Below are 20,718 nucleotides of genomic sequence, written 5' to 3' on the forward strand. Positions count from 1 at the left end.
CCACGTCGCATACGTCGTCTCGACGGCAGGTGCTGCAGGCAGGTCCACGGGTTAAGTTTGTCCCATGCGTGTCATCGTCGCCGACCACCCGCTCATCTCGCACAAGCTCACGACGCTGCGGGACAAACGCACCGACTCCCCCACGTTCCGCCGTCTCGCGGACGAACTCGTCACGCTGCTCGCGTACGAGGCCACGCGCGACGTGCGCGTGGAAGAGGTCGACGTCGAGACCCCGGTGACGAAGGCGCGCGGCATCAAGCTCGCCACGCCGCGCCCCCTCATCGTGCCGATCCTGCGCGCCGGGCTCGGCATGCTCGACGGCATGGTGCGGCTGCTGCCGACGGCGGAGGTCGGCTTCCTCGGCCTGGTGCGCAACGAGGAGACCCTCGAGGCCACGACGTACGCCAACCGTCTGCCCGACGACCTCTCGAGCCGCCAGGTCTACGTCGTCGACCCGATGCTCGCCACAGGTGGCACGCTGGCCGCGACGATCGACTACCTCGTCGAGCGCGGCGCCGACGACATCACCGCCGTCGTCCTCATCGCGGCGCCCGAAGGCGTCGAGAAGCTGCGCGAGCTCACGTCGCACATCAACGTTCCGATCACCGTCGTCACCGGCGCGATGGACGAGAAACTCAACGAGAACGGCTATATCGTGCCCGGCCTCGGCGACGCGGGTGACCGCCTCTACGGCATCGCGAAGAACGACGCCTGAGATTCGCCGTCACTGGCGGCGCGACGGCTCACCCCAGGTCGATCGTGTCGCCCCAGCCGACGTCACGCGCCTGCTTGTAGAGCGCGCCCTGCTTCTTGCTCACGACGGCGCGGCGCACCTGTCCACTGGCGTTCGAGGCATCGTTCGATTCGCACACCTGCAGTTCGACAAAGCCTTTGTTCTTGCGCGGGTGCCGGATGACACGCACCGGCTGCTCACTGGCTGACGCGTCGGCGGCCGGAGCCGCGAAGCCCTGCGCGAGATGCGCCGGTCGTCGCACCATCGCGACGTAGCTGAACTTCTCGTCCTCGTGCGACAATTCGCCGCCCTTGATCTGCCGGTGCACCGACGAGCGATTCACCCGGGCCGCGAAGTGACACCAGTCGGGCTCGTCCTTCGCCAGCAGGGGGCACTCGCCTTGGTGCGGGCACGGCGCCGCCACCTGCCAGGTCTCCGCGAGCAACTGATCGCGTGCTCGCAGGATGCGGCGGTAGCCGTCCGGCGTCCCGGGTTCGACGATGACGATGGCGCGCGTCGCCGCAGCAGCCGCCTCGGCGACGATCTTGTCGGCCTGCTCGCTCGTCAGTTCACTGAGCACGTACGAGACGGTGACGAGGTCAGCCCCACCCGCGGACGGCGACCCGACGGAGACGTTCCACGACCCGACGCGCCCTTCCTGCCATACGGTGCGCGCGAGCGCGGACACCCCGCTGGCCTTCGCCAAGCGCTGCCCCAGGTCGAGTGCTTCGGGCACCTGATCGAGAACGCTCACTTCCTCGAGCGAGTCGAAGACGTCAGCGGCCGCCCAGGCCGCGGCCCCCGTCCCGCCGCCGAGGTCGGCGAGCGAACGCACGGAGCCCGCCTCGAACGCCCCCGATGCCGCGAGCGCCCGCAGCGCGGCGCGCACCGCGCCGAACGTCGCCGGCATCCGGTAGTGGGCATAGGCCAGGACATCGACCGGCTTGGCGAGGATGGGGTCGGACGCCGCAGCGACCGCGCGGTAACGCGTCGACAGCCGCTCGACGGCCGCCGTCAACTGCTTGACCGCCGTCCCCGATGCCTCGCGCTCGAGGGCTTCACGCAACGTCATCGACAGATCCACAGGCGCGAGCCTACTGATCCGTGCCCCGGCGCGCCTTCTTCGCTCATACCCCAGGCGCTGGAAGAATGCACGAGTTGCCCGTCCCTCTTTGGGCGCGTCGCCCACCCGAGAGAGAAGACATCGAAATGGACAAGATCAACTTCAAATCGATCCTGAAGTTCTTGTTGTTCGCGTTCCTCATCTACGCCATCTTCAGCTCGCCCGGTCAGTCGGCGGACGTCGTCCGCTCCATCGGCAACGTCCTGCGCAACGCGGTCACCAATCTGGGCGAGTTCTTCGACGCGTTGCTCGGCAAGAGCTGACGCCATGGGCCCGCTGCGCCCGACCCGCCCGTCCGAGAGCGTCGCCGGGTACCTCGCCAGGAACGAGCACGTCGTTCTCGAGATGAAGCAGCACTGGGCGCAGCTCCTGCCCGCCCTCAGCTCCTGTCTGCTCGGCCTCGTCCTCGTCGTCGTCGCGGGCCTCAGCGCCCCCGCCTGGATGGGCCCGATGACCAATGCGGCCTGGTGGATCTGGCTCGTCCTCCTCCTTCACTTCGTCTGGCGCCTCTTCGAGTGGTGGGACAAGACCTTCGTCATCACGAACAAGCGCCTCATCCTCCTGCACGGCCTCTTCTTCAAGAAGGTCGCGATGATGCCGCTGTCCAAGGTGACCGACATGTCGTACAACCGCTCCCCTGCGGCGCGCATCCTCGGTTACGGCACGTTCGTCATCGAGTCGGCCGGCCAGGAGCAGGCGCTCAACGTCATCGACTACGTGAGCGAGCCCGACTCGAAGTACCGCGAGATCTGCGGTCTCATCTTCGGCGTCGGTGACGACGAGGACCACCCCTCGCGGCATCCGCATCATTCGGACGAGGTGTCCGACCCGTACCGCCACGAAAACAAGACACTCCCGGTCCGCGTTAGCACGCGCGACACGCAATTCGGGACAGACGAACGTCCCGGTCGCACCCGCGGACCGGTTCCGCGCTCCAGCGATGAGACCGATCCTTACGGAATGGTCACATTCAGCCGTCCGCCCTGGGCCGACGAGTGTGACCGTGCTTACGGTGAATTTCGTGACGTGGGCGAGGAATCGGACGACACGGACGATGACTTGGCTTGGTCGGTGAGCCGCGAACACGCGACCGCTCCACAGACCATCCGACGCTCTCGATATGCGGACCCACCCTCCACATGGCGAGACGGCGAGTAATCTCACACGGTTAAAACTCACCTGTGGAAGGTCGCTCCTATGAGCCTTTTGCGTACCAAGTCGATCGAGGCTTCGATCGCTGACTCGGAGGCATCCGAGTTCCAGCTGAAGAAGAATCTCTCGGCTCTCGACCTCACCGTTTTCGGTATCGGCGTCATCATCGGCGCCGGTATCTTCACGGTGACCGGCAGCGCCGCCGCCACGATGGCCGGCCCTGCCATCGTCCTGTCGTTCCTGCTCGGCGCCGCCTGCTGTGGCCTCGCCGCGCTGTGCTACGCCGAGCTCTCCTCGACCGTGCCTGTCTCGGGTTCGGCCTACACGTTCTCGTACGCGACGATGGGTGAACTCATCGCCTGGATCGTCGGCTGGGATCTGCTCCTCGAGCTGATCCTCGCCGCCGGCGTCGTCGCTCAGGGCTGGAGCGCGTACTTCAACATCCTGTTCGGCGAGTGGGGCCTCAAGCTGCCCGAGAAGCTGCAGGGAGGAACCGGCTGGTTCGACCACTTCGACCTCGCCGCCTTCGGTCTCGTCGCCGCGCTGACCTGCCTCATCGCCGTCGGCATCAAGGAGTCGCTGCGCATCAACTTCGCGCTCGTGGCTGTCAAGGTCTTCATCGTGCTGTTCATCATCGTGATGGGTATCCAGTACATCGACTCGAAGAACTACACCCCTTTCATCCCGCCGGCTCAGCCGCTCGAGGGTGAGTCGCAGACGATGCACCGCCCGCTGTGGGAGATTCTCACGGGCATGGAGCCGCAGGCCTTCGGCGTCATGGGCGTCATCTCAGGTGCTGCCCTCGTATTCTTCGCCTACATCGGCTTCGACGTCGTCGCGACGACGGCCGAGGAGACCCGCAACCCGAAGCGCGACCTGCCGATCGGCATCATCGGCTCCCTCGTCGTCTGCACCATCCTTTACGTATCCGTCTGCCTCGTCATCACCGGCATGGTGAAGTACGACAAGATCGACCCGAAGGGAGCGCTCGCTGCAGCCTTCCGAGACGCGGGGCACCCCGGTTATGCGCAGATCATCTCCGCAGGTGCTGTGGCTGGTCTGGCCACCGTCGTCATGACCCTCATGATCGGCGCCACCCGCGTCATGTACGCGATGTCGCGTGACGGCCTCCTGCCGCGCGGCATGGCCAAGACGAACCCCAAGACGGGTACGCCGGTGCCGATGACGCTCGTCATGGGCTTCCTCATCGCGGTGGCTGCGGCCACCATCCCGATCGGCGAGTTCGAAGAGATGGTGAACATCGGTACCCTCTCGGCGTTCTTCCTCGTCTCGCTGGCCGTGCCGATCATGCGCAAGGCCCGCCCCGACCTCGAGCGCCCGTTCAAGGTGCCGGGCAGCCCGGTTCTGCCGTGGCTGTCGGCGGCGATCTGCCTCTACCTCATGCTCAACCTGCCGGTGGAGACGTGGCTGCGATTCGCCGTCTGGCTCCTCATCGGCTTCATCATTTACTTCACCTACGGTCAGCGCCACTCGCGCGTCGGTCGCAACCCGCAGTTGCAGGGCGGCGTCGGTGACGGCGTGTACGCCACCGACCTCGACTCCTCGGTGGGCGAAGGATTCACGAAGGACGAGCGCTACTCGTCCGACGAGCGCCACTGACGCTCACCTTCGGGTCACGAGGGCCTCGCTCCGGCAATCTGCTGGGGCGGGGCCTTCGTCGTGCCCGGCTCGGACACCTGAACGGCCGCGTAAACTTGGCTGGTCGCCCCGAGCCCGGAGCGGCCACCCGCCCACGTCACACCAGAGGTTCGTTCATGGCCATCCGCCCCATCACCATCGTCGGCCACAAGGCACTGCACTCCCCGACGAAGCGGGTCAAGGAGATCACGGACGACATCCGCACCCTCGTCGACGACATGTTCGAGACGATGGAGGCCGCGAACGGCGTCGGCCTCGCGGCGAACCAGGTGGGCGTCAAGCAGCGCATCTTCGTCTACGACTGCCCCGACGACGACCTCGGCGAGAACCGCAAGGGCGTCGTCATCAACCCGAAGCTCGAGAAGGGCCGCGTGCCCGCCGGCGAGGCCGACGAGGAGAACGACAACGAGGGCTGCCTCTCGGTGCCGGGCGAGCACTTCCCGACGGCGCGCGCCGACTGGGCGAAGGTGACAGGTACCGACCTCGACGGCAACGAAGTCGTCCTCGAGGGCCATGGCTTCTTCGCCCGCATGCTCCAGCACGAGACCGACCACCTCGACGGCTACCTCTACCTCGACCGCCTCACCCCGACGATGCGCCTCGAGTCGCGCGAGGCCGTCAAGGACCGCGGCTGGCAGTACGACGGCCTGACGAAGTGGGACCCGGCCACCACGAAGGCCGAGGACGTCTGAGCTTAGTCCGGCACTCGAACCCACCATCTTCGCGGGAGGCTAGCCTGGAGCCATGAAAGCCGAGGCTGTCTCCACACCGCACACGTACCACGGCGAGGGTGTCATCTGGCACAACGACTGGGGCAACGGGCACGCGGCCCTGCGCTACGTCGACATGCTTGCCGGCGACGTGCTCGAACTGCAGGACGACGGCGACGTGCGCCGCTTCCACGTCGGCGACGTCGCGGCAGCGCTGCGCCCCCGCCTCGGCGGCGGCGCGATCGTCGCCACGGAGCGCGGCTTCGCGCTCACACGCTCCGCCGACTTCGACGACATCGAGCGCATCGACGACCTGTGGCCCGCCGATCACGAGCCGCGCACCCGTTTCAACGACGGCGGATGCTCCCCCGACGGTTCCTTCTACATGGGCTCCATGGCCTACGACCAGAGCGAAGGCGCCGCGTCGATGTGGCGCCTCGACCCCAACCACATGCCGTCGCACGTCTTCGGCGACGTGACGATCTCGAATGGCCTGTGCTGGTCGCCCGACGGCACCCTCGCCTACTACAACGACACCCCGACCCGCACGATCCAGGTCTTCGACTGGAACCCCGAGGACGGCCTCGTGAACCCGCGCCCGTTCGTCCGGCTCGAGGACGGCATCGGCTACCCCGACGGTCTCACCGTCGATGCCGAGGGCGGCGTGTGGACGGCACTGTTCGGCGGGTCCGCGGTTCGCCGCTACGACGCCGCCGGCGAGCTCTCCGAGATCGTCGAGGTCGACCCGTCGCAGGTGACCTGCCCCGCCTTCGGGGGCATCAACCTCGACACCCTCTACATCACGACGTCACGCGAGAACCTGCCCGACGACGCGGAACCCGAGGCGGGCGCGCTCTTCGCCTGCACGCCCGGTGTCATCGGTCTGCCGACGCTCCCCTACGGCGGCTGAGCAGGCCGTCAGCCCGTGGCAGGAGCCGATTCGCGTTTCGGCCTGCAGATGTGTAGAGTTCTATCTCGTTGCAACGCGCGATAAGCGCCTCGCAGCCCGCACCCGTAGCTCAACGGATAGAGCATCTGACTACGGATCAGAAGGTTTGGGGTTCGAATCCCTACGGGTGCACTCTGTGTTGAGACAGATGGAAGAGGCCCTCACTTCGGTGAGGGTCTCTTGCTTTGTTCCCGACACCTCCTACGCCCGGATGTCACACCTCTCCCGGCGAACGGCTCACCTCCGGCGGTAGTTGAACGTAGAATCACCCTGGCTGTCATCGCAGCCACGAAGCGCCTCCCCTCGAGCACCTGCAACGGCCCGCCCCACAAGGCGCGGTCCACGTCAGGATGACGCGTCAGGGTCGGGTGCACGACCACGCCTGATCCTGAAGGACATTTCCATGCGCACGATGCCCGTACTCGCCACTGCCACGATGATGCTCGCCGCCCCGATGCTGGCACCGGCCGCTCAGGCGGCGCCCGCCGTGAAGTTCTCGCGCTGGGTCGTCGACCTGCCGGGCAACGACAAGGTGACGGCTGCCAACCTCAACAAGGAGTACATCACCGTCACCAACACGACCGCGAAGACGATCACCATCGGCGGCTACCGCGTTTCGGACAGGGGCTCCAAGCACGTCTACGTCATCCCGAAGGGCTTCAAGCTCGGGGCCAAGAAGTCGGTCGTCATTCGCTCCGGACAGGGCAAGAACTCCTCGACGACGCTCTACTGGGGTCAGGCCGTCAAGGGCCTCAAGCCGGTGAGCCGCAACAGCTTCGTGTGGAACAACAGCGGTGAAACCGCCACCCTGCGCAACGCTGCCGGCAAGGCCGTCCACGTCTGCACGTACAAGAAGAACAAAAGCGGCTCGACATCCTGCTGACCGGAGCTGTGACGTGGGCCTGAGCGGGACGACGTTCGTCCTGCTCGGGCTCCTCGTCTGCGCCGGTGCCTTCGTCCAGCGCATTGCCGGGTTCGGCCTGGCCGTCGTCGCGGCGCCATTCGTCGTGACGTTCGCGCCGCAGGTCATGCCGGCGGCGCTTCTGCTCGTCGTCCTGCCCCTGCCTGTCGTCGAGATCCTGCGCAACGGGCGAGACATCCTGTGGCGCCCGTTCGGCTGGGCCACCGGCTTCCGTGCGCTCACCATGCCGCTCGGCGTCTGGGTCGTGGCGCAAGCCTCTGGCGACGCCATATCCCTCGGGGTGGCCTTCATGGTGCTCGTCGCAGTGGCCGGATCCCTCACCCGCGTGCGGGTACGCGCCGGGACCGTGACGTCGTCCGTCGCCGGCGCCCTCACCGGCGTCTCGGCGACGGCTGCGTCGATCGGCGGCCCCTTCTTCAGCCTCGCGCTTCAGGAGGAGCAGCCACAACGCGCACGCTCCACGCTCGCGCCGTTCTTCCTCGTTGGTTCGCTACTGTCACTCACCGGTCTCGTCGTCGGGGGTCAGCTACCTCGCGACGCCTGGACGGCCGGCCTCGGGTGGCTGCCGTTCGTGGCCGTCGGCGCGCTGCTGGCCCAGCCGTTGCGTCACCGTATCGATCAGGCTCGCTTCAAGCGGGTCGTTTTCGCCCTCGCGACGACGAGTGCGTTGGGCGTCATCGCCCGCGTTGCACTGACGTAGCGCTCACCGCACAACCGTGCGGGTATTGCCGTCGCGCCGGGTCCAGCCGCGAGCGTCGAGGTGCTCGAGAAGCGGGATGACGACACGGCGGGTCGTGCCGAGCACCTGACGCGCATCGCTCGTCGTGAACGGCTGCGGGAGCGCCGCGAGCTCACGCATGGCCCGCGCCGGCGCATCCGGCAGCAGGACGATGTCCGCCGGCTGCGCTCGCAGGCGCAGCACGAGTCCCCGCTCGGCCGCGGCAGCGATCTCCCGGGAGCCGAGTTTCCAAGCGGTGAGGTCGTCGGCCTCAGGAGCATCGAAGGGGCTCGCCTGCAGGCGTTCACGGAGCTGGGCCAGGGCGGTATCCGCTCCGCCCAGGCCACGTCGGTGTTCGGCGCCCCGCACGCGTCCGGCGTCCACGTCGAGGCCGGAGGCCGCGGCCAGCAGATGGACGACGGCGGGGGACGTGTCGAGTTCGCGCGCGAGCGCTGCAACAGCGACACCAGGGCTCAGCGGGTCACGGGCGTCGTCGCTCACGAGTTCGTCGAGTTGTTGCGACCACGCGGTCACCTGCGCGGCCGACACCGCCACGCGGTCGACGATCCCGAAACCGTCTCCGTTCGGCAGAGCCAGTGGCCAGTCGCCCCAACCCGTCGCTCCGGCGCCTTCGAGCCAGGCGACCGAAACGTGCCCCCGGTCGACGACGAGATCGGACGCGCGGCCGCTCTCCCACCCCGCCAACGTCGCGGCGCGGGCGGCTCCAGCACCGCGCCGCTCGAGCGGTGGCGGGTCGAGATCGAGCACGGTGGCGCCTGCGTGGATGCGCGCGGCCGAGTCGTCGCGCACGATGACGCGATCCCCCAGCCGCAGCGGCAGCGGTGATTCGAGCCGCAGTCGGGCGGTCTCGTCGTCGAACGGCCGCACACGGGCAGGCACAGCCGCGGTGCCGACGTGCACGGAGACCTCACGCGAGGACTCCGACCACGCGCAACCCGTCTCACGGCGCACGTCGATCGTCGTGGACTCCAGACCCCCGGCGGGACGAAGCAGCGCGCTGCCGCGGGGAGCGGCGTCCCGGGTGATCCCGCGCAACCCCACAGCGCAACGCGAGACGGGGCCGACCTCGTCACGCGATTCTCCGAGCACCTGGAGAGAGCGGATCGTCGCGCGCTCGCCCGCGACGCTCACCTCGTCCCCCACGCGCAACGTGCCGTGGGCGAGTGTGCCGGTGACGACGGTGCCAGCACCCTTGACCGAGAAGGAGCGGTCGAGCCACATCCGTACCGAGCCTTCACCGTCGAGCGGTGGCATGCCCGCCACGAGGTCGTCGAGGGCCGAACGGAGTTCACCGATGCCGTCACCCTGCACGGCGTCCGTCTCGACGACGCGCACGGCTCCGAGGGAGGTCTGCGCGATGTGCTCGAGAGCAGAGCGGCGCACTTCGGCGACGCGGTCGGCGTCGGCGAGGCCGCACCGGGTGAGGACGAGCAGACCCGTCTCGAGCCCGAGTGCGTCGATGGCGTCGAGGTGTTCGCTCGACTGCGCCTGCCACCCCTGATCGGCTGCGACCACGAGCATGACGGCGGGAGCGGGCCCGAGACCGGCCAGCATGTTGCCGATGAACCTTCGGTGGCCCGGCACGTCGACGAAGGCGACGTGCTCACCGCTCGGCAACTCCAGACCCGCGAATCCGAGGTCGATCGTGAGGCCGCGGCGCTTCTCCTCGGCCCACCGGTCGGGGTCGGTGCCGGTGAGCGCCTGAACGAGTGTGCTCTTGCCGTGGTCGACGTGCCCGGCCGTGGCGATGACCCGCATGGTCAGTGGCCCACGGCAGCAGCGACGGCGAGAATGGCCTCCCCCACTTCGTCATCGGATTCGCTTGGCACACAGCGAAGGTCGACCAGGGTGCGCCCGCCGTTTGTCCGTGCGACCACGCACGGCTCGCCGAGCCGCAAGGGCTCCGCGAAGCTGTCGGGGAGGGCAACCGCGAGACTCGGCAACGGCACACCGGGGGCCCCACCACCACCGACGCGGGCGTCCACTTCGACGACGTCGCCGCCGACCCGGCGAGCGAGTCGTTCCGTGCGCTCGCGAAGGGTCTCCGGAGTTTCCCGAAGGGCTGTGAGGACGGGCGGGACGGGGCCTCGCAGGGTTGCTTCGAGGGCTGCGAGCGTCAGCTTGTCGGTGCGCACAGCACGAGCGAGAGGATGACGTCGGATGCGCTCGAGCGCGTCGGCGTCGCCGAGCACGAGGCCGGCCTGCGGGCCGCCGAGGAGCTTGTCGCCGCTCGCAGTGACGACGGTGGCACCCTCGTCGAGCCACGTCGCGGCGTCGGGCTCGTCGGGCAGGACCCGTTCGGGCGCGAGGAGACCGCTGCCGACGTCCGCGACGACGGGCAGGCCCAGTGTCGCGAGTTCAGCAACGCGCGGCACACCGGCGAAACCCTCGACGCGATAGTTGCTCGTGTGCACCTTGAGGATGACCCCTGCGTCCCCCGACGCAGCCTCGTAGTCGCGAAGGTGCGTGCGGTTGGTCGTACCGACCTCGCGCAGACGGATTCCTGCGGACTGGAGGAGGTCGGGCAGACGGAAACCGTCGCCGATCTCGACGAGTTCGCCGCGGCTGACGATGACCTCGCGCCCCTCGGCGAGTGTCAGGCAGGCCAGGAGCAACGCGGCGGCCCCATTGTTGACGACGAGGGCGCCCCCCGCTGCGGGGACGCGTTCGCGAAGAGCTTCGAGGGCGCCGCGGCCACGCGGTGCCCGACGTGCTGTGGCGGGGTCGAACTCGACATCGACGTGACCTGCTGCGGCGAGCAGCGCCTCGCGGGCAGCATCGCCGAGGGGCGCGCGACCGATGTTGGTGTGCACGACGACTCCGGTCGCGTTGATGACCCGGCGCAGCGTCGTCGCCGATCCGGGAAGCGCTTCGAGGGCGACGGTCGCCACGGCGTCGGGCGCGAGTTCGCCTGAGCGAGCGCGGCGTTGGGCTTCGACGACAGTCGCCTTGACGACGTCGACGCCGAGTCGGCGGACAGCCGAAGCGAAGCGCGCATCGGCGAGCAGTGCGTCGGTACGCGGGATGCTGCGGCGCGGGTCGTCACTCACCCGGCCATCCTCTCAGGCGAGCCTGCGAGGAAGCTCGCCGTGTCGCACCAAGACGGGGCTGAGCCCGCGAGGAAGGCCTGTGTCGCACCGAGCCAGAGGCCGAGCCTGCGAGGAAGGCCCGTGTCGCACCGAGCCAGAGACCGAGCCTGCGAGGAAGGCCTGTGTCGCACCGAGCCAGAGGCCGAGCCTGCGAGGAAGGCCTGTGTCGCACCGAGCCAGAGGCCGAGCCTGCGAGGCCGCTGGCCGGAAGACGCGGCAAAAGACACAGGCCATTTGCTTCTGAGCTTGCGAAGAATCAAATGGCGGAGGTGGACAGGAATCGAACCTGCCAAACCGAGATACTCGGTTTCACCGGTTTTGAGGACCGGGGGGCCCACCAGGAACCCTGACACCTCCGTGCTCAACGGTAGTGAATGTTGGTCCATTCACCAAGCGAACACGCTTTCGCGGATGGCGCGATTCGATCGTGCACGACCTGCGGCAGGCGCATCTCAGGCCGCCAGGTTCGCACCGGCCCCGATCACATCCCAGTGAGAGCCGTGCGTAGGGTCGGACCATGGAGCCGATTCGATTGACGCAGTTCGCCTCGGGTGGCGGGTGCGCGTGCAAGATCCCGCCCGGCGAGTTGGAGGAGGCGGTCAAGGGCCTCGTCGGTGAGCCGAACCCGAGCGTCCTCGTCGGGCTCGACGACGGTGATGACGCCGCAGCGGTCCGTGTCGGCAGCCAGGCCGTCCTGTCGACCGCGGATTTCTTCACCCCGGTCGTCGACGACCCGTACGACTTCGGGCGCATCGCCGCCACGAATGCGCTGTCGGACATCTACGCCATGGGCGGCACCCCTGTCGTCGCGATCAACCTCGTCGGGTGGCCGCGTGAACGGATCGGCCTCGACGTCATGGCCGAGGTGCTCCGCGGCGGCGCGGACATCGGTCGTGCCGCGAACTGCCCCGTCATCGGTGGGCATTCGATCGACGACCCGGAGCCCAAGTTCGGCATGGCCGTCACCGGCATTGCCGATCCGGCCAAGCTGCTGCGCAACGACGCCGCCGAGGCGGGCCTGCCGATCTCGCTGACGAAACCGCTCGGCTCGGGCGTGCTCAACAACCGTCACAAGCGCACGGGTGAGGTCTTCGCCCAGGCCGTCGACGTGATGACGACGCTCAATCGGGACGCCTCCGTCGCCGCGGTCGACGCCGGCGCGAAGGCCGCCACCGACGTCACGGGGTTCGGCCTGCTCGGCCACCTGTGGAAGATGATGCGCGCTTCGGGCGTGGCGGCGGAGATCGACGCCGCAGCCGTTCCCTACATCGACGGCGCCCGCGAGGCGGCACGTGACGGCTACGTCTCCGGCGGCACACGCCGCAACCTCGATTGGGTGGCCCCGCACATCGAGTCCGAGGTCGACGAGAACGAACTGCTTCTGCTCGCCGACGCTCAGACCTCCGGCGGGCTCCTCGTCATCGGCGAGGTGCCGGGCGCGCCGATCATCGGCCGCACTGTGAAGGGTGAACCCGGCATCCGGGTGCGCTAGGGATCGAGCGCGAAGCGCTGGTTGTGCGCGAAATATCGTGCACAACCAGCGCTTTTCTCCATCAGTCCCAAAGGACCGGGTGACCGTCCGGCCCTGGCAGCGGACGACGTCCGTCGGCCGTGCGCGGACCCGTCGTGATGTTGCCGGTCCCGCCGCGCTCGTCGAGGCGGCGCCGCTGCGGCGCCATCGTGTACTTCGGGTCCTTCGCCGACTCCATTCCCGCTTCGAACACGGCAAAACGGGTACACACCGAACCGGCGACGAAGCACGCTCCCGAAAGCACCGACGCCACCCGCGAGCGCCGCGCGAACAGCGCCGTCCCGACGGAGCCCGCCACGTTGAGCGCCAGACTCGCCTTGTTGAGCTTTCCCGCCGTTCCGTGGTGCAAGGGTTCGCCGACGCCGTGGGCGTCGAGGTGCTTCTCGAGCCGGTTGAGAGCCACGAGGTCGACGGACGACCCGATGAGCGCGAGTGCACGGGCCGGCCCCGCGTGCGCCACCGGCGTCCACACCATCGCGTTTCCGCTCGCCGCGGCCGACGCCGAGCCGGCGAACACGAACGGCAGGTGGTGACGCGACTCGGCCCACGTCGGCGTTGCCGTGTTCGACAGCAGCACAGCGGTGTACGTCGCGAGCGGGCCGGCAGCCAGCCCACCCAGCGCAGCGCCCGGCGCCTCCACGCGTTCGAGTGCGTCCTCGATGAATCCGAGAACGCCGGCGCGCCGAGGTGCCACCGCCCCGCGGCGCACACCACCGACCCGGGCGGCGGCCTCTTCCGCGCGCCCCATGAGCGAGGCCAACGAACCGCTGTTCTTGCGCGGCAGCAGACGCAGGGTCTCCAACCCGGCGAGCGGCACTGCGCCCCCGGCGAACGCGGAGAAGATCCACGTACCCACCGACATCGGGGAGCTCAGTTTCGCCACCCGCAGCATGTTGTAGAACCGTTCGGGTCGCCCGAGGTCCACGACGAGCGCAGCGCCGCTGACCGCCGTCGCCACTCCGGACGTCAGGCGCGTGACGCGTCGCAAGGGCGCGTTCCCCGTCACGTACGCGCCAGCCGCGAGCAGCTGCGATCCCGCCGCGAGCCCACCGGTGAAGAGGTAGATCGGAATCGGCGCCTCCCACGGCACCGGCTTGACCACGTTGTGCTCGTAGTACGAGTCGAACTCCACGTCCGGCACGAGCGCGCGCTCGCCGCGTCCCTCGCGGCGGTCGTTCAACCAGTCCGTCGGACGGCGACGCTTGTCACCGCCACCACGGCGGCGGCGTGGGCCCTCGGGGTCACGGTAGGAATCGAGCGGGTTGGTCACACGCCACCTCCGACGAATGCGATGGCTGCCGCAGCCGCCATGCCGCCGGCCGCGGCGAGCATTCGCTTGTACGACGACGCGAGGTGTCGCGACGGCGCCACCGGGTCGGGCGGCAGCCCGTACACCTCCGGGTCGTCGAGGAGCAGGAACACCGAACCGGTGCCGCCCACACCGTCGTCACTGCCCGCGCCGTACAGGCGCGCCTCCGTCATGCCGCGGGCGTGAAGCTCAGCCACCCGCTCCTCGGCGAGGCGCGTCATCTCCGACAGCGGCCCGAACTTGATCGACGTCGTGGGGCACGTCTGCGCGCACGCGGGCGTCTGCCCCTCGGTGAGCCGGTCGTAGCAGAGCGTGCACTTCTGCGCGTTGCCGTGGTTGATGACGGCGTCCTTCTCACGACGCTCGACCACACCGAACGGGCACCCGCCGACGCAGTACCCACAGCCGTTGCACACGTCGGCCTGGATGACGACGGTGCCGAACTCACTGCGGAAGATCGCTCCCGTGGGGCAGTTGTCGAGGCACCCCGCATGGGTGCAGTGCTTGCAGACGTCCGACGACATGAGCCAGCGGAAATCGGGCACGTCGCTACCGGCGGTCGGCGTCAGGCCCTCCGGCGACGACGCCAGAGCGAACACGTCGACGTCGAGCGAGGATTCAGGCTGCACGCCGACCGCGCCACTGGGCGTCTCGGTCGACTCAGCCCTGCGCACACTCGGCATACCGAGGTCGACCAGCTTGCGCCCCGACTTCCGGGCCGCCGCGATGCGCTCCCCCGACTGCTCGACGAACGCGACGTGACGCCACGTGTCGGAGCCGAGCTCACCCGTGTTGTCGTACGAGTGGCCCGTGAGCCCGTACCCGTCCTCCGGGTTGCGGTTCCACTCCTTGCAGGCCACCTCGCACGCCTTGCAGCCGATGCAGATGGACGTGTCGGTGAAGAAGCCGACCCGCTCCGCGAGCGGCTCGTTCGGGGCCCCGCCCGTGCGTTCCGTCGCCGCACGAGTACCCCACGCGGCCTCCTTGGCCGGGTCGCCCGCGCCGCCGAACTGGCGCGCGACGTAACTCGTCAGTGCGCTCATGCGTCGTCTTCACTCTCCTCGACATCACCCTGGGCGAGGTCGTTGCCCGTCTGGACGGTCGTGCCCGCGCGGCTCTGGTACTCGGCGACGAACCGTTCCAACGCCTCACCCTCGGGGCGCCGGCCGGCACGGATGTCGCACATGCCGATCTTGCCCTCCTGGATCTGCGTGTTGCGATCGAGGACGACGCCGAACAGGTCGTTCGCGGAATCGCCTGCCACCTGGGCGAACCCACTCGAGCCCCAGTGATACGGCATACCGATCGTGTGCACCGTGCGTCCGCCGATGCGTAGCGGTCGCGCTCGCTCTGTGACGAGGACGCGCGCCTCGATCGCGGCACGGGCCGAGACGACGGTGGCCCATCCGCCGTTCTCGAGCCCACGCTCCTGCGCCAGCTGAGGCGAGACCTCGACGAACATCTCCGGCTGCAGTTCCGCGAGGTACGGCAACCACCGGCTCATGCCGCCGGCGGTGTGGTGCTCGGTCAACCGGTTCACGGTGAACATGAACGGGTAGACGTCGCCGCCGGGCGTGCCGAAACTCGGCGCGTTGAGGTTGTCCTTGCGTTCGAAGACGACGCGCGTCGGGTTGGCCTGCTGTTGGTACAACGGGTTCGCCAGGGGTGACTCGGCCGGCTCGTAGTGCGCCGGCAGTGGGCCGTCGACGAGGCCGAGCGGCGCATACAACCAGGCCTTGCCGTCGGCCATCATGATGAACGGGTCGTCGCCGGCGAGGCCGTCAGGCCCGCCGACTCCCTTGTCCGGCCGGTAGGAGGGCGCCGTAGTCGGCGGGAAGTCGGGGATGTCTCGGCCCGTCCAGCGGCCGGCCTCCTCGTCCCACCACACGAGCTTCTTGCGCTCGCTCCACGGCTTGCCGTCGCGGTCGGCCGACGCCCGGTTGTAGAGCGTGCGCCGGTTCGCCGGCCACGCCCACGCCCACTCGGCGGCCGTCTCGTCCTGCTCGTCACCGGGCTTGCGTCGCGCTGCTTGGTTGACGCCGTCGGCGTAGACGCCCGCGTACAGCCAGCAGCCGGACGACGTCGAGCCGTCGGCCGCGAGATCGACGTACGTCGAAAGCGGCTTGCCCTCGGCGTCGGTGCCGTTGATCTCCGCGATGACGGATTCCGGCACCACCTCGCCGCGCTCGTCCTTCGCGTAGTCCCACGTCATGGCCTGCAGCGGCAGGTCGCGCGGGTCATCGGAATCAGCCAGGCGGGCCCGGATGCGCACGCCCACCTCGTGGAAGAAGTCGAGTTCGCTCTGCGCGTCACCCGGCGGGTTGACGGCCTTGTGGCGCCACTGCACGAGGCGCTGCGTCTGGGTGAACGAGCCGGCCTTCTCGACGTGCGTGGCTGCCGGAAAGAAGAACACCTCGGTGTCGATGTCCTCGGTCTTCCACTCGCCGGACGCGATCTCCGGCGCGTCCTTCCAGAACGTGGCCGTTTCGATGAGCTGGAAGTCGCGCACGACGAGCCACTTGAGGTGACGCAACCCGTTGCGCTGCAGCTTGCCGTTCGCCGACCCGACGGCCGGGTTCTGGCCGAGGACGAAGAAGCCCTCGACGTCGCCGACGATCATGCCCATCATCGACTGGTAGGTGCCGTGGGCACCCGTCAGACGCGGCATGAGGTCGAGTCCGAAGTTGTTCTCGGGCGTCGCGTGCTCGCCGAACCAGGCCTTGAACAGCGAGACGGCGTACGCGTCCGCGTTGGCCCAGTAGCCCTTCGCGTCCTTCGACACGATGGAGTCGACGTAGTCCTCAATCGTCTCGTGTTCCGCGACGCGCGGCATCGGCAGGTAACCCGGCAGCAGGTTGAACAGCGTCGGGATGTCGGTGGACCCCTGGATCGTCGCGTGCCCGCGCAGCGCCATGATGCCCGCGCCGGGGCGTCCGACGTTGCCCATGAGCAGCTGCAGGATGGCCGCCGAGCGGATCATCTGCGCGCCCGAGACGTGCTGGGTCCAGCCGACGGCGTAGGCGAACATCGTGGTGCGTTCGCGCCCGGAGTTCGCGACGAGGGCATCGGCGACGTAGCGGAAGTCCTCCGGCGAGACGCCGCAGACCTCCTCGACGAGCTCGGGTGTGTAGCGCGCGTAGTGACGCTTGAGGATCTGGAAGACCGTGCGGGGATCGGTCAGCGTCTCGTCGCGCAGCACCTCGGCGTGGGCGAGCGAGGGCCCGCCGGAACCGTGCGACTCCGCACCACCCGACGCGTGATGCCCGGACGAACCACTCTTCTCGTCGCTCGACGTGCCCTGCTCGCCGGAGGGGTCGGCGTACTGCCATGAGCTCTGGTCGTACTGACCCGTCTCGGGGTCGTAGCCGGAGAACAGCCCGTCAAGGTCTTCGGTGTCGACGAAGTCCTCACTGACGAGCGTCGCGGCGTTCGTGTACGCGACGACGTAGTCGTGGAAGTACGCGTTCGTCGACAGGACGTGGTTGATGAGCGCACCGAGGAAGACGATGTCGGAGCCACCACGGATGGTGACGTGCTTGTCGGCCACCGCCGAGGTGCGCGTGAAGCGCGGGTCGATGTGGATGACCTTGGCGCCGCGCGCCTTGGCTTCGGTCACCCACTGGAAACCGACGGGGTGACACTCGGCCATGTTCGACCCCTCGATGATGATGAGGTCTGCATTCGCCATGTCCTGCAGTGGATTAGTGGCTCCACCACGCCCAAATGAGGCCCCCAGACTGGGAACCGTGGCGCTGTGTCAAATACGCGCCTGGTTCTCGATCTGTATGGCCCCGGCTGCGGTGAACAGCTTCTTGATGAGGTAGTTCTCCTCGTTGTCGAGCGTCGCTCCGCCCAACGAGGCGATACCCATCGTTCGCCTCAGGAAGTTGCCCTTCTCGTCGCGCTCCTGCCAGGTGCGTCGACGCGTGTCGAGGAACCGCTCGACCACCATGTCGATGGCCTTGTCGCGCTCGATCGGCTCGAAGTCGGTGCCGCCGGGCTTGCGGTAGAGCACCTGCTTGATCCGCGAGGGGTTGTTGACGAGCTGCTCGCTCGCCGCACCCTTGGGGCACAGGCGGCCACGCGAGATGGGGCTGTCCTTGTCGCCCTCGATGGCGACGACCTTCTCGTCCTTGACGAAGACGCGCTGGCCGCAGCCGACGGCGCAGTAGGGGCACACCGACTGGACGCTGCGGTCGGCCGTCGTCGTGCGCGGCTCGAGCGTGCGCGTCTTCTCGCTCGTCACAGCCGGGCCGCGGCCGAGGAAGTCGCCCGAGCGCACCTGACGCAGGACAGGCCATTCAAGTGGTGACAGACCCATGATGCCGGCCTCTCTGCGCGTCGGTTACTTCCTCAGTTCAACCCTACCCGGCGGCTGCGACAACGCCTCGGAGCCACTCAGTTCGAGCGCTGCACGAGGCGGGCGGGAAGCGTCTCGTACCCGCGCAGAATGCGTGTCGGTCGGCGGCCCGCCCCGGGAAGCAACTCGACGTCGAAGCGGTCGAAGAAGGCACGCAGGCCCACCTCCCCCTCCATGCGCGCGAGCGCCGCTCCGAGGCAGAAGTGCCGGCCCGCGGAGAAGGACAGGTGGTCGCGGGCGTTCTCGCGCGCGACGTCGAAGGCGTCGGGGTTGTCGAAGACCTGCGGGTCGCGGTTCGCGCCGGCGAGCACGAGCGTCGTCATCGAGCCCTCACCCACGCGCTGTCCGGCCACCTCGGTGTCTTCGGCCGCCGAGCGGCCGGTGAGCAGTACGGGCGGGTCGTAGCGCAGTGCCTCGTCGACGGCGTTGCCCCAACCGGACGGGTCGGCTCGCAGGCCCGCCAACTGCTCGGGGTGCTCGACGAGCAGCCGGATGGCGTTGCTCAGCAGGTTGACGGTGGTCTCGAACCCGGCGGCGAGCACGAGGCCGGCGGTGGCCTTGAGCTCACGCTCGCTGAGGCGCCCCTCGTCGTCCGTGGCGTGCAGCAGCGTCGAGAACAGGTCGTCACCGGGGTTGGCGCGCAGGTGGTCGAAGTGCTTTCCGAGCCATTCGTCGAACTCGTCGAGGGCGCCGTCGACGGTGCGGAACGTCGACCAGTCGATGCCGAGGTCCAGGCTCGCTGCGGCATGTCCGCCCATGCGCAGGACGTTGGCCCGCTCGCTCTCGGGAACGCCGAGGATCTCCGAGATGACGGCGACCGGCAGCTTCTCGCAGTAGGCGGCGACGAGGTCGACCGGCCCGCCTCTGGCCGCGAGTTCGTCGAGCAGGTCGGCAGCGATTGCCTCCGTCCGCTCGCGCAACCCCTCGACGGCGCGCGCGGTGAACACCCGCGAGACGAGCTTGCGGTAGCGCGTGTGGTCGTCGCCGTCGGTGACGAGCATCGACGGCGGCTCCACGGGGTGCAGGCCCTCGCGCCGTGCCCACTGCACGAGGCGCGAAATCGCCGGGCGGTCGTCACCGGGGAAGCCGGTGCGGAACTGGGTGGAGCTGAGCACCTCCTTGACGACGGCGTGGTCAACGCTGACGTAGGAAAACTTGCTGCGCACGAGCGGACCCTGCGCGCGGATCTGGCTGAACAGCTCGGCGATCTCCTCGGGCGAGAGGTTCTGGGCCTCGACCGTGAGGCGCGCCTGGAGGTCACCCTTGTCGGCTCCGTCCTTGAGGACGCGGCTCGGCACCGCATGCGTCAGGCCCCAGCGCACGAGGGGCTTCACCCTGTTCGTCACCACGCCACTGACGAGCTCTGCAGTCGTCGTCATCACCGTCACCACCAGATCTCGGAAGTTGTGCCGCAGATCACACTACCGACGTAGTGAGTGGCGCGCAGCCAACTCCCCTTTCGGATGGCTCAGGGTTTGCGACCGCTCTCGTACAGCTCGACCGCCTTCTTGTCGCCGGCCCAGAACGCCACAGCGTCCCCCTTGACCGACGGCAGTTTCGGCCGGTTCGCCGGCGACGGCTTCTTGCCCCACGCCGAGCCGACGACGGTGCTCGGGTTCGCCGGGCGCCCCTGGGGGAACGCGACGGCCAGGGCGTTGGCGTACATCGCGGCACGGTAGCGCGAGCCGAGACGGTCGTCGTGGATCCGATCCCCCTCAACCCACTCCTCCTCGCGCTCGGCTCGCCAGTCGTAGAGACGCAGATTGGGGTAGCGCTTCGTCGCGTCGCGCAGTTGAGCATCCATGTCGCGCATGTACGCGTCGTTGTACGACCCGTTCGTCGCGATCGTCGCCGGCAGGGGCCACAACACGGGCCGCCCCTTCGTCGCCTTCATGACGGTGTCGATGCGCTGGCGGATCTTCATGTTGCTGCCGGTGTGGTCGTTCGCCGCGTCGTTCGTGCCGGTGGCGATGACGTAGCAGCCCTTGAACGTCGAGGTGAGCTTCGGCGTCAGCACGTCCATGACGTTGGGCCGGTTCATGAAGCGCTCGAAGACAGACCGGCCGCCGGAGGCGTTGACGTACAGGTTCTTGACGCCGACGTTCGCGAAGCGCGCCTCGAGCCGCTCCGCCCGGTTCGGAATCTGGTCCTTGCTCACCATGCCGACACTCACCGAGTCACCGACGTAGACGACGTCCGTGCACGAGGTCTTTCCGTTGAACGGCTGCGGCGAGGAGTTCGCCGACGTTCCTGAGTTCGATGTCGATGCCTTCGACTCGCCGTTCCTCGAACCGTCCGATCCACGATCGCCGCTGCAGGCACTCAGCCCGAGGACGGAGACGAGGCACAAGACGGCGGGGGAAGGCTTCATCGCTTCATCATGGCGAAGGTCGGGCGTCACCGCACCTTCTCGACCGCGAGACACGCTCCCGGCGGGTGCCG

The 20,718-nt window shown here is 68.5% G+C and carries 17 protein-coding genes and 2 tRNA genes; 10 read left to right on the plus strand and 9 right to left on the minus strand.

The features are described from left to right. Nucleotides 1-64: 64 nt before the first annotated feature. Complete coding sequence (upp, locus tag AA983_RS02150; RefSeq protein ID WP_047310555.1) at nucleotides 65-715, plus strand: uracil phosphoribosyltransferase; 651 nt, start codon at nucleotides 65-67, stop codon at nucleotides 713-715. Nucleotides 716-743: 28 nt separating this feature from the next. Here upp and AA983_RS02155 read toward each other — a convergent pair whose 3' ends face one another. Continuing rightward, a complete protein-coding gene (locus AA983_RS02155) occupies nucleotides 744-1,817 on the minus strand; it encodes a small ribosomal subunit Rsm22 family protein (RefSeq protein WP_231579498.1) in 1,074 nt (357 codons plus the stop codon). A 125-nt stretch (nucleotides 1,818-1,942) separates the two neighbouring features. On the opposite strand from AA983_RS02155, the gene AA983_RS15595 reads away from it, so the two are divergent. The 8 genes from AA983_RS15595 (at nucleotide 1,943) to AA983_RS02190 (ending at nucleotide 7,948) form a co-directional block, all read left to right on the plus strand. Continuing rightward, a complete protein-coding gene (locus tag AA983_RS15595; protein WP_165357884.1) occupies nucleotides 1,943-2,119 on the plus strand; it encodes a hypothetical protein in 177 nt (58 codons plus the stop codon). A 4-nt stretch (nucleotides 2,120-2,123) separates the two neighbouring features. After that, nucleotides 2,124-3,014 carry a PH domain-containing protein gene (locus AA983_RS14550; RefSeq protein ID WP_052946786.1) on the plus strand — a complete coding sequence of 297 codons (891 nt, stop codon included), beginning with the start codon at nucleotides 2,124-2,126 and terminating at the stop codon, nucleotides 3,012-3,014. Nucleotides 3,015-3,053: 39 nt separating this feature from the next. After that, nucleotides 3,054-4,628 (plus strand): APC family permease, encoded by a 1,575-nt coding sequence (locus AA983_RS02165; protein WP_047310557.1) that lies wholly within the window; start codon nucleotides 3,054-3,056, stop codon nucleotides 4,626-4,628. A 155-nt stretch (nucleotides 4,629-4,783) separates the two neighbouring features. Further along, the gene (gene def, locus AA983_RS02170; protein WP_047310558.1) at nucleotides 4,784-5,359 is read left to right on the plus strand and encodes a peptide deformylase; all 576 of its coding nucleotides are present in this window, start codon (nucleotides 4,784-4,786) and stop codon (nucleotides 5,357-5,359) included. A 52-nt stretch (nucleotides 5,360-5,411) separates the two neighbouring features. Then, a complete protein-coding gene (locus AA983_RS02175) occupies nucleotides 5,412-6,287 on the plus strand; it encodes an SMP-30/gluconolactonase/LRE family protein (RefSeq protein ID WP_047310559.1) in 876 nt (291 codons plus the stop codon). 98 nt (nucleotides 6,288-6,385) lie between these two features. Further along, nucleotides 6,386-6,458 (plus strand) — tRNA-Arg (locus AA983_RS02180). 271 nt (nucleotides 6,459-6,729) lie between these two features. Continuing rightward, on the plus strand, nucleotides 6,730-7,209 hold the full coding sequence (locus tag AA983_RS02185) for a lamin tail domain-containing protein (RefSeq protein ID WP_047310560.1): 480 nt from the start codon (nucleotides 6,730-6,732) through the stop codon (nucleotides 7,207-7,209). Nucleotides 7,210-7,222: 13 nt separating this feature from the next. Further along, nucleotides 7,223-7,948, plus strand: a complete 726-nt coding sequence (locus AA983_RS02190) for a sulfite exporter TauE/SafE family protein (protein WP_047310561.1) — start codon at nucleotides 7,223-7,225, stop codon at nucleotides 7,946-7,948. A 3-nt stretch (nucleotides 7,949-7,951) separates the two neighbouring features. Here AA983_RS02190 and selB read toward each other — a convergent pair whose 3' ends face one another. The 3 genes from selB to AA983_RS02205 all read right to left on the minus strand — a co-directional run bounded on the left by selB (nucleotide 7,952) and on the right by AA983_RS02205 (nucleotide 11,433). Continuing rightward, nucleotides 7,952-9,745 carry a selenocysteine-specific translation elongation factor gene (gene selB, locus AA983_RS02195; protein WP_047310562.1) on the minus strand — a complete coding sequence of 598 codons (1,794 nt, stop codon included), beginning with the start codon at nucleotides 9,743-9,745 and terminating at the stop codon, nucleotides 7,952-7,954. 2 nt (nucleotides 9,746-9,747) lie between these two features. Continuing rightward, a complete protein-coding gene (gene selA, locus AA983_RS02200; protein ID WP_082128625.1) occupies nucleotides 9,748-11,037 on the minus strand; it encodes an L-seryl-tRNA(Sec) selenium transferase in 1,290 nt (429 codons plus the stop codon). A 300-nt stretch (nucleotides 11,038-11,337) separates the two neighbouring features. After that, nucleotides 11,338-11,433, minus strand: a tRNA-Sec gene (locus tag AA983_RS02205). Between the two features lie 160 nt (nucleotides 11,434-11,593). Between AA983_RS02205 and selD the strand changes: the two genes are divergently transcribed. Beyond that, nucleotides 11,594-12,568: a selenide, water dikinase SelD gene (gene selD / locus AA983_RS02210; RefSeq protein WP_047310563.1), complete on the plus strand. Its 975-nt coding sequence runs from the start codon at nucleotides 11,594-11,596 to the stop codon at nucleotides 12,566-12,568. A gap of 61 nt (nucleotides 12,569-12,629) precedes the next feature. On the opposite strand, the gene nrfD is transcribed toward selD, so the two are convergent. From nrfD to AA983_RS02240, 5 genes are all read right to left on the minus strand, one after another. Beyond that, nucleotides 12,630-13,877: an NrfD/PsrC family molybdoenzyme membrane anchor subunit gene (gene nrfD, locus AA983_RS02215; RefSeq protein WP_052946787.1), complete on the minus strand. Its 1,248-nt coding sequence runs from the start codon at nucleotides 13,875-13,877 to the stop codon at nucleotides 12,630-12,632. Beyond that, nucleotides 13,874-14,959 carry a 4Fe-4S dicluster domain-containing protein gene (locus AA983_RS02220; protein ID WP_047310564.1) on the minus strand — a complete coding sequence of 362 codons (1,086 nt, stop codon included), beginning with the start codon at nucleotides 14,957-14,959 and terminating at the stop codon, nucleotides 13,874-13,876. Before AA983_RS02220 ends, nrfD begins: the two co-directional genes overlap by 4 nt. After that, entirely contained in the window at nucleotides 14,956-18,240 is a 3,285-nt protein-coding gene (gene fdh / locus AA983_RS02225; protein WP_369798755.1) for a formate dehydrogenase, read from the minus strand. Before fdh ends, AA983_RS02220 begins: the two co-directional genes overlap by 4 nt. 74 nt (nucleotides 18,241-18,314) lie before the next feature. Then, complete coding sequence (locus AA983_RS02235) at nucleotides 18,315-19,655, minus strand: cytochrome P450 (RefSeq protein WP_047310567.1); 1,341 nt, start codon at nucleotides 19,653-19,655, stop codon at nucleotides 18,315-18,317. Between the two features lie 89 nt (nucleotides 19,656-19,744). Beyond that, entirely contained in the window at nucleotides 19,745-20,647 is a 903-nt protein-coding gene (locus AA983_RS02240) for a hypothetical protein (RefSeq protein ID WP_052946788.1), read from the minus strand. Nucleotides 20,648-20,718 lie beyond the last annotated feature (71 nt).

This window comes from Dermacoccus sp. PE3 (assembly GCF_001021715.1).
GTDB lineage: Bacteria > Actinomycetota > Actinomycetes > Actinomycetales > Dermatophilaceae > Dermacoccus > Dermacoccus abyssi.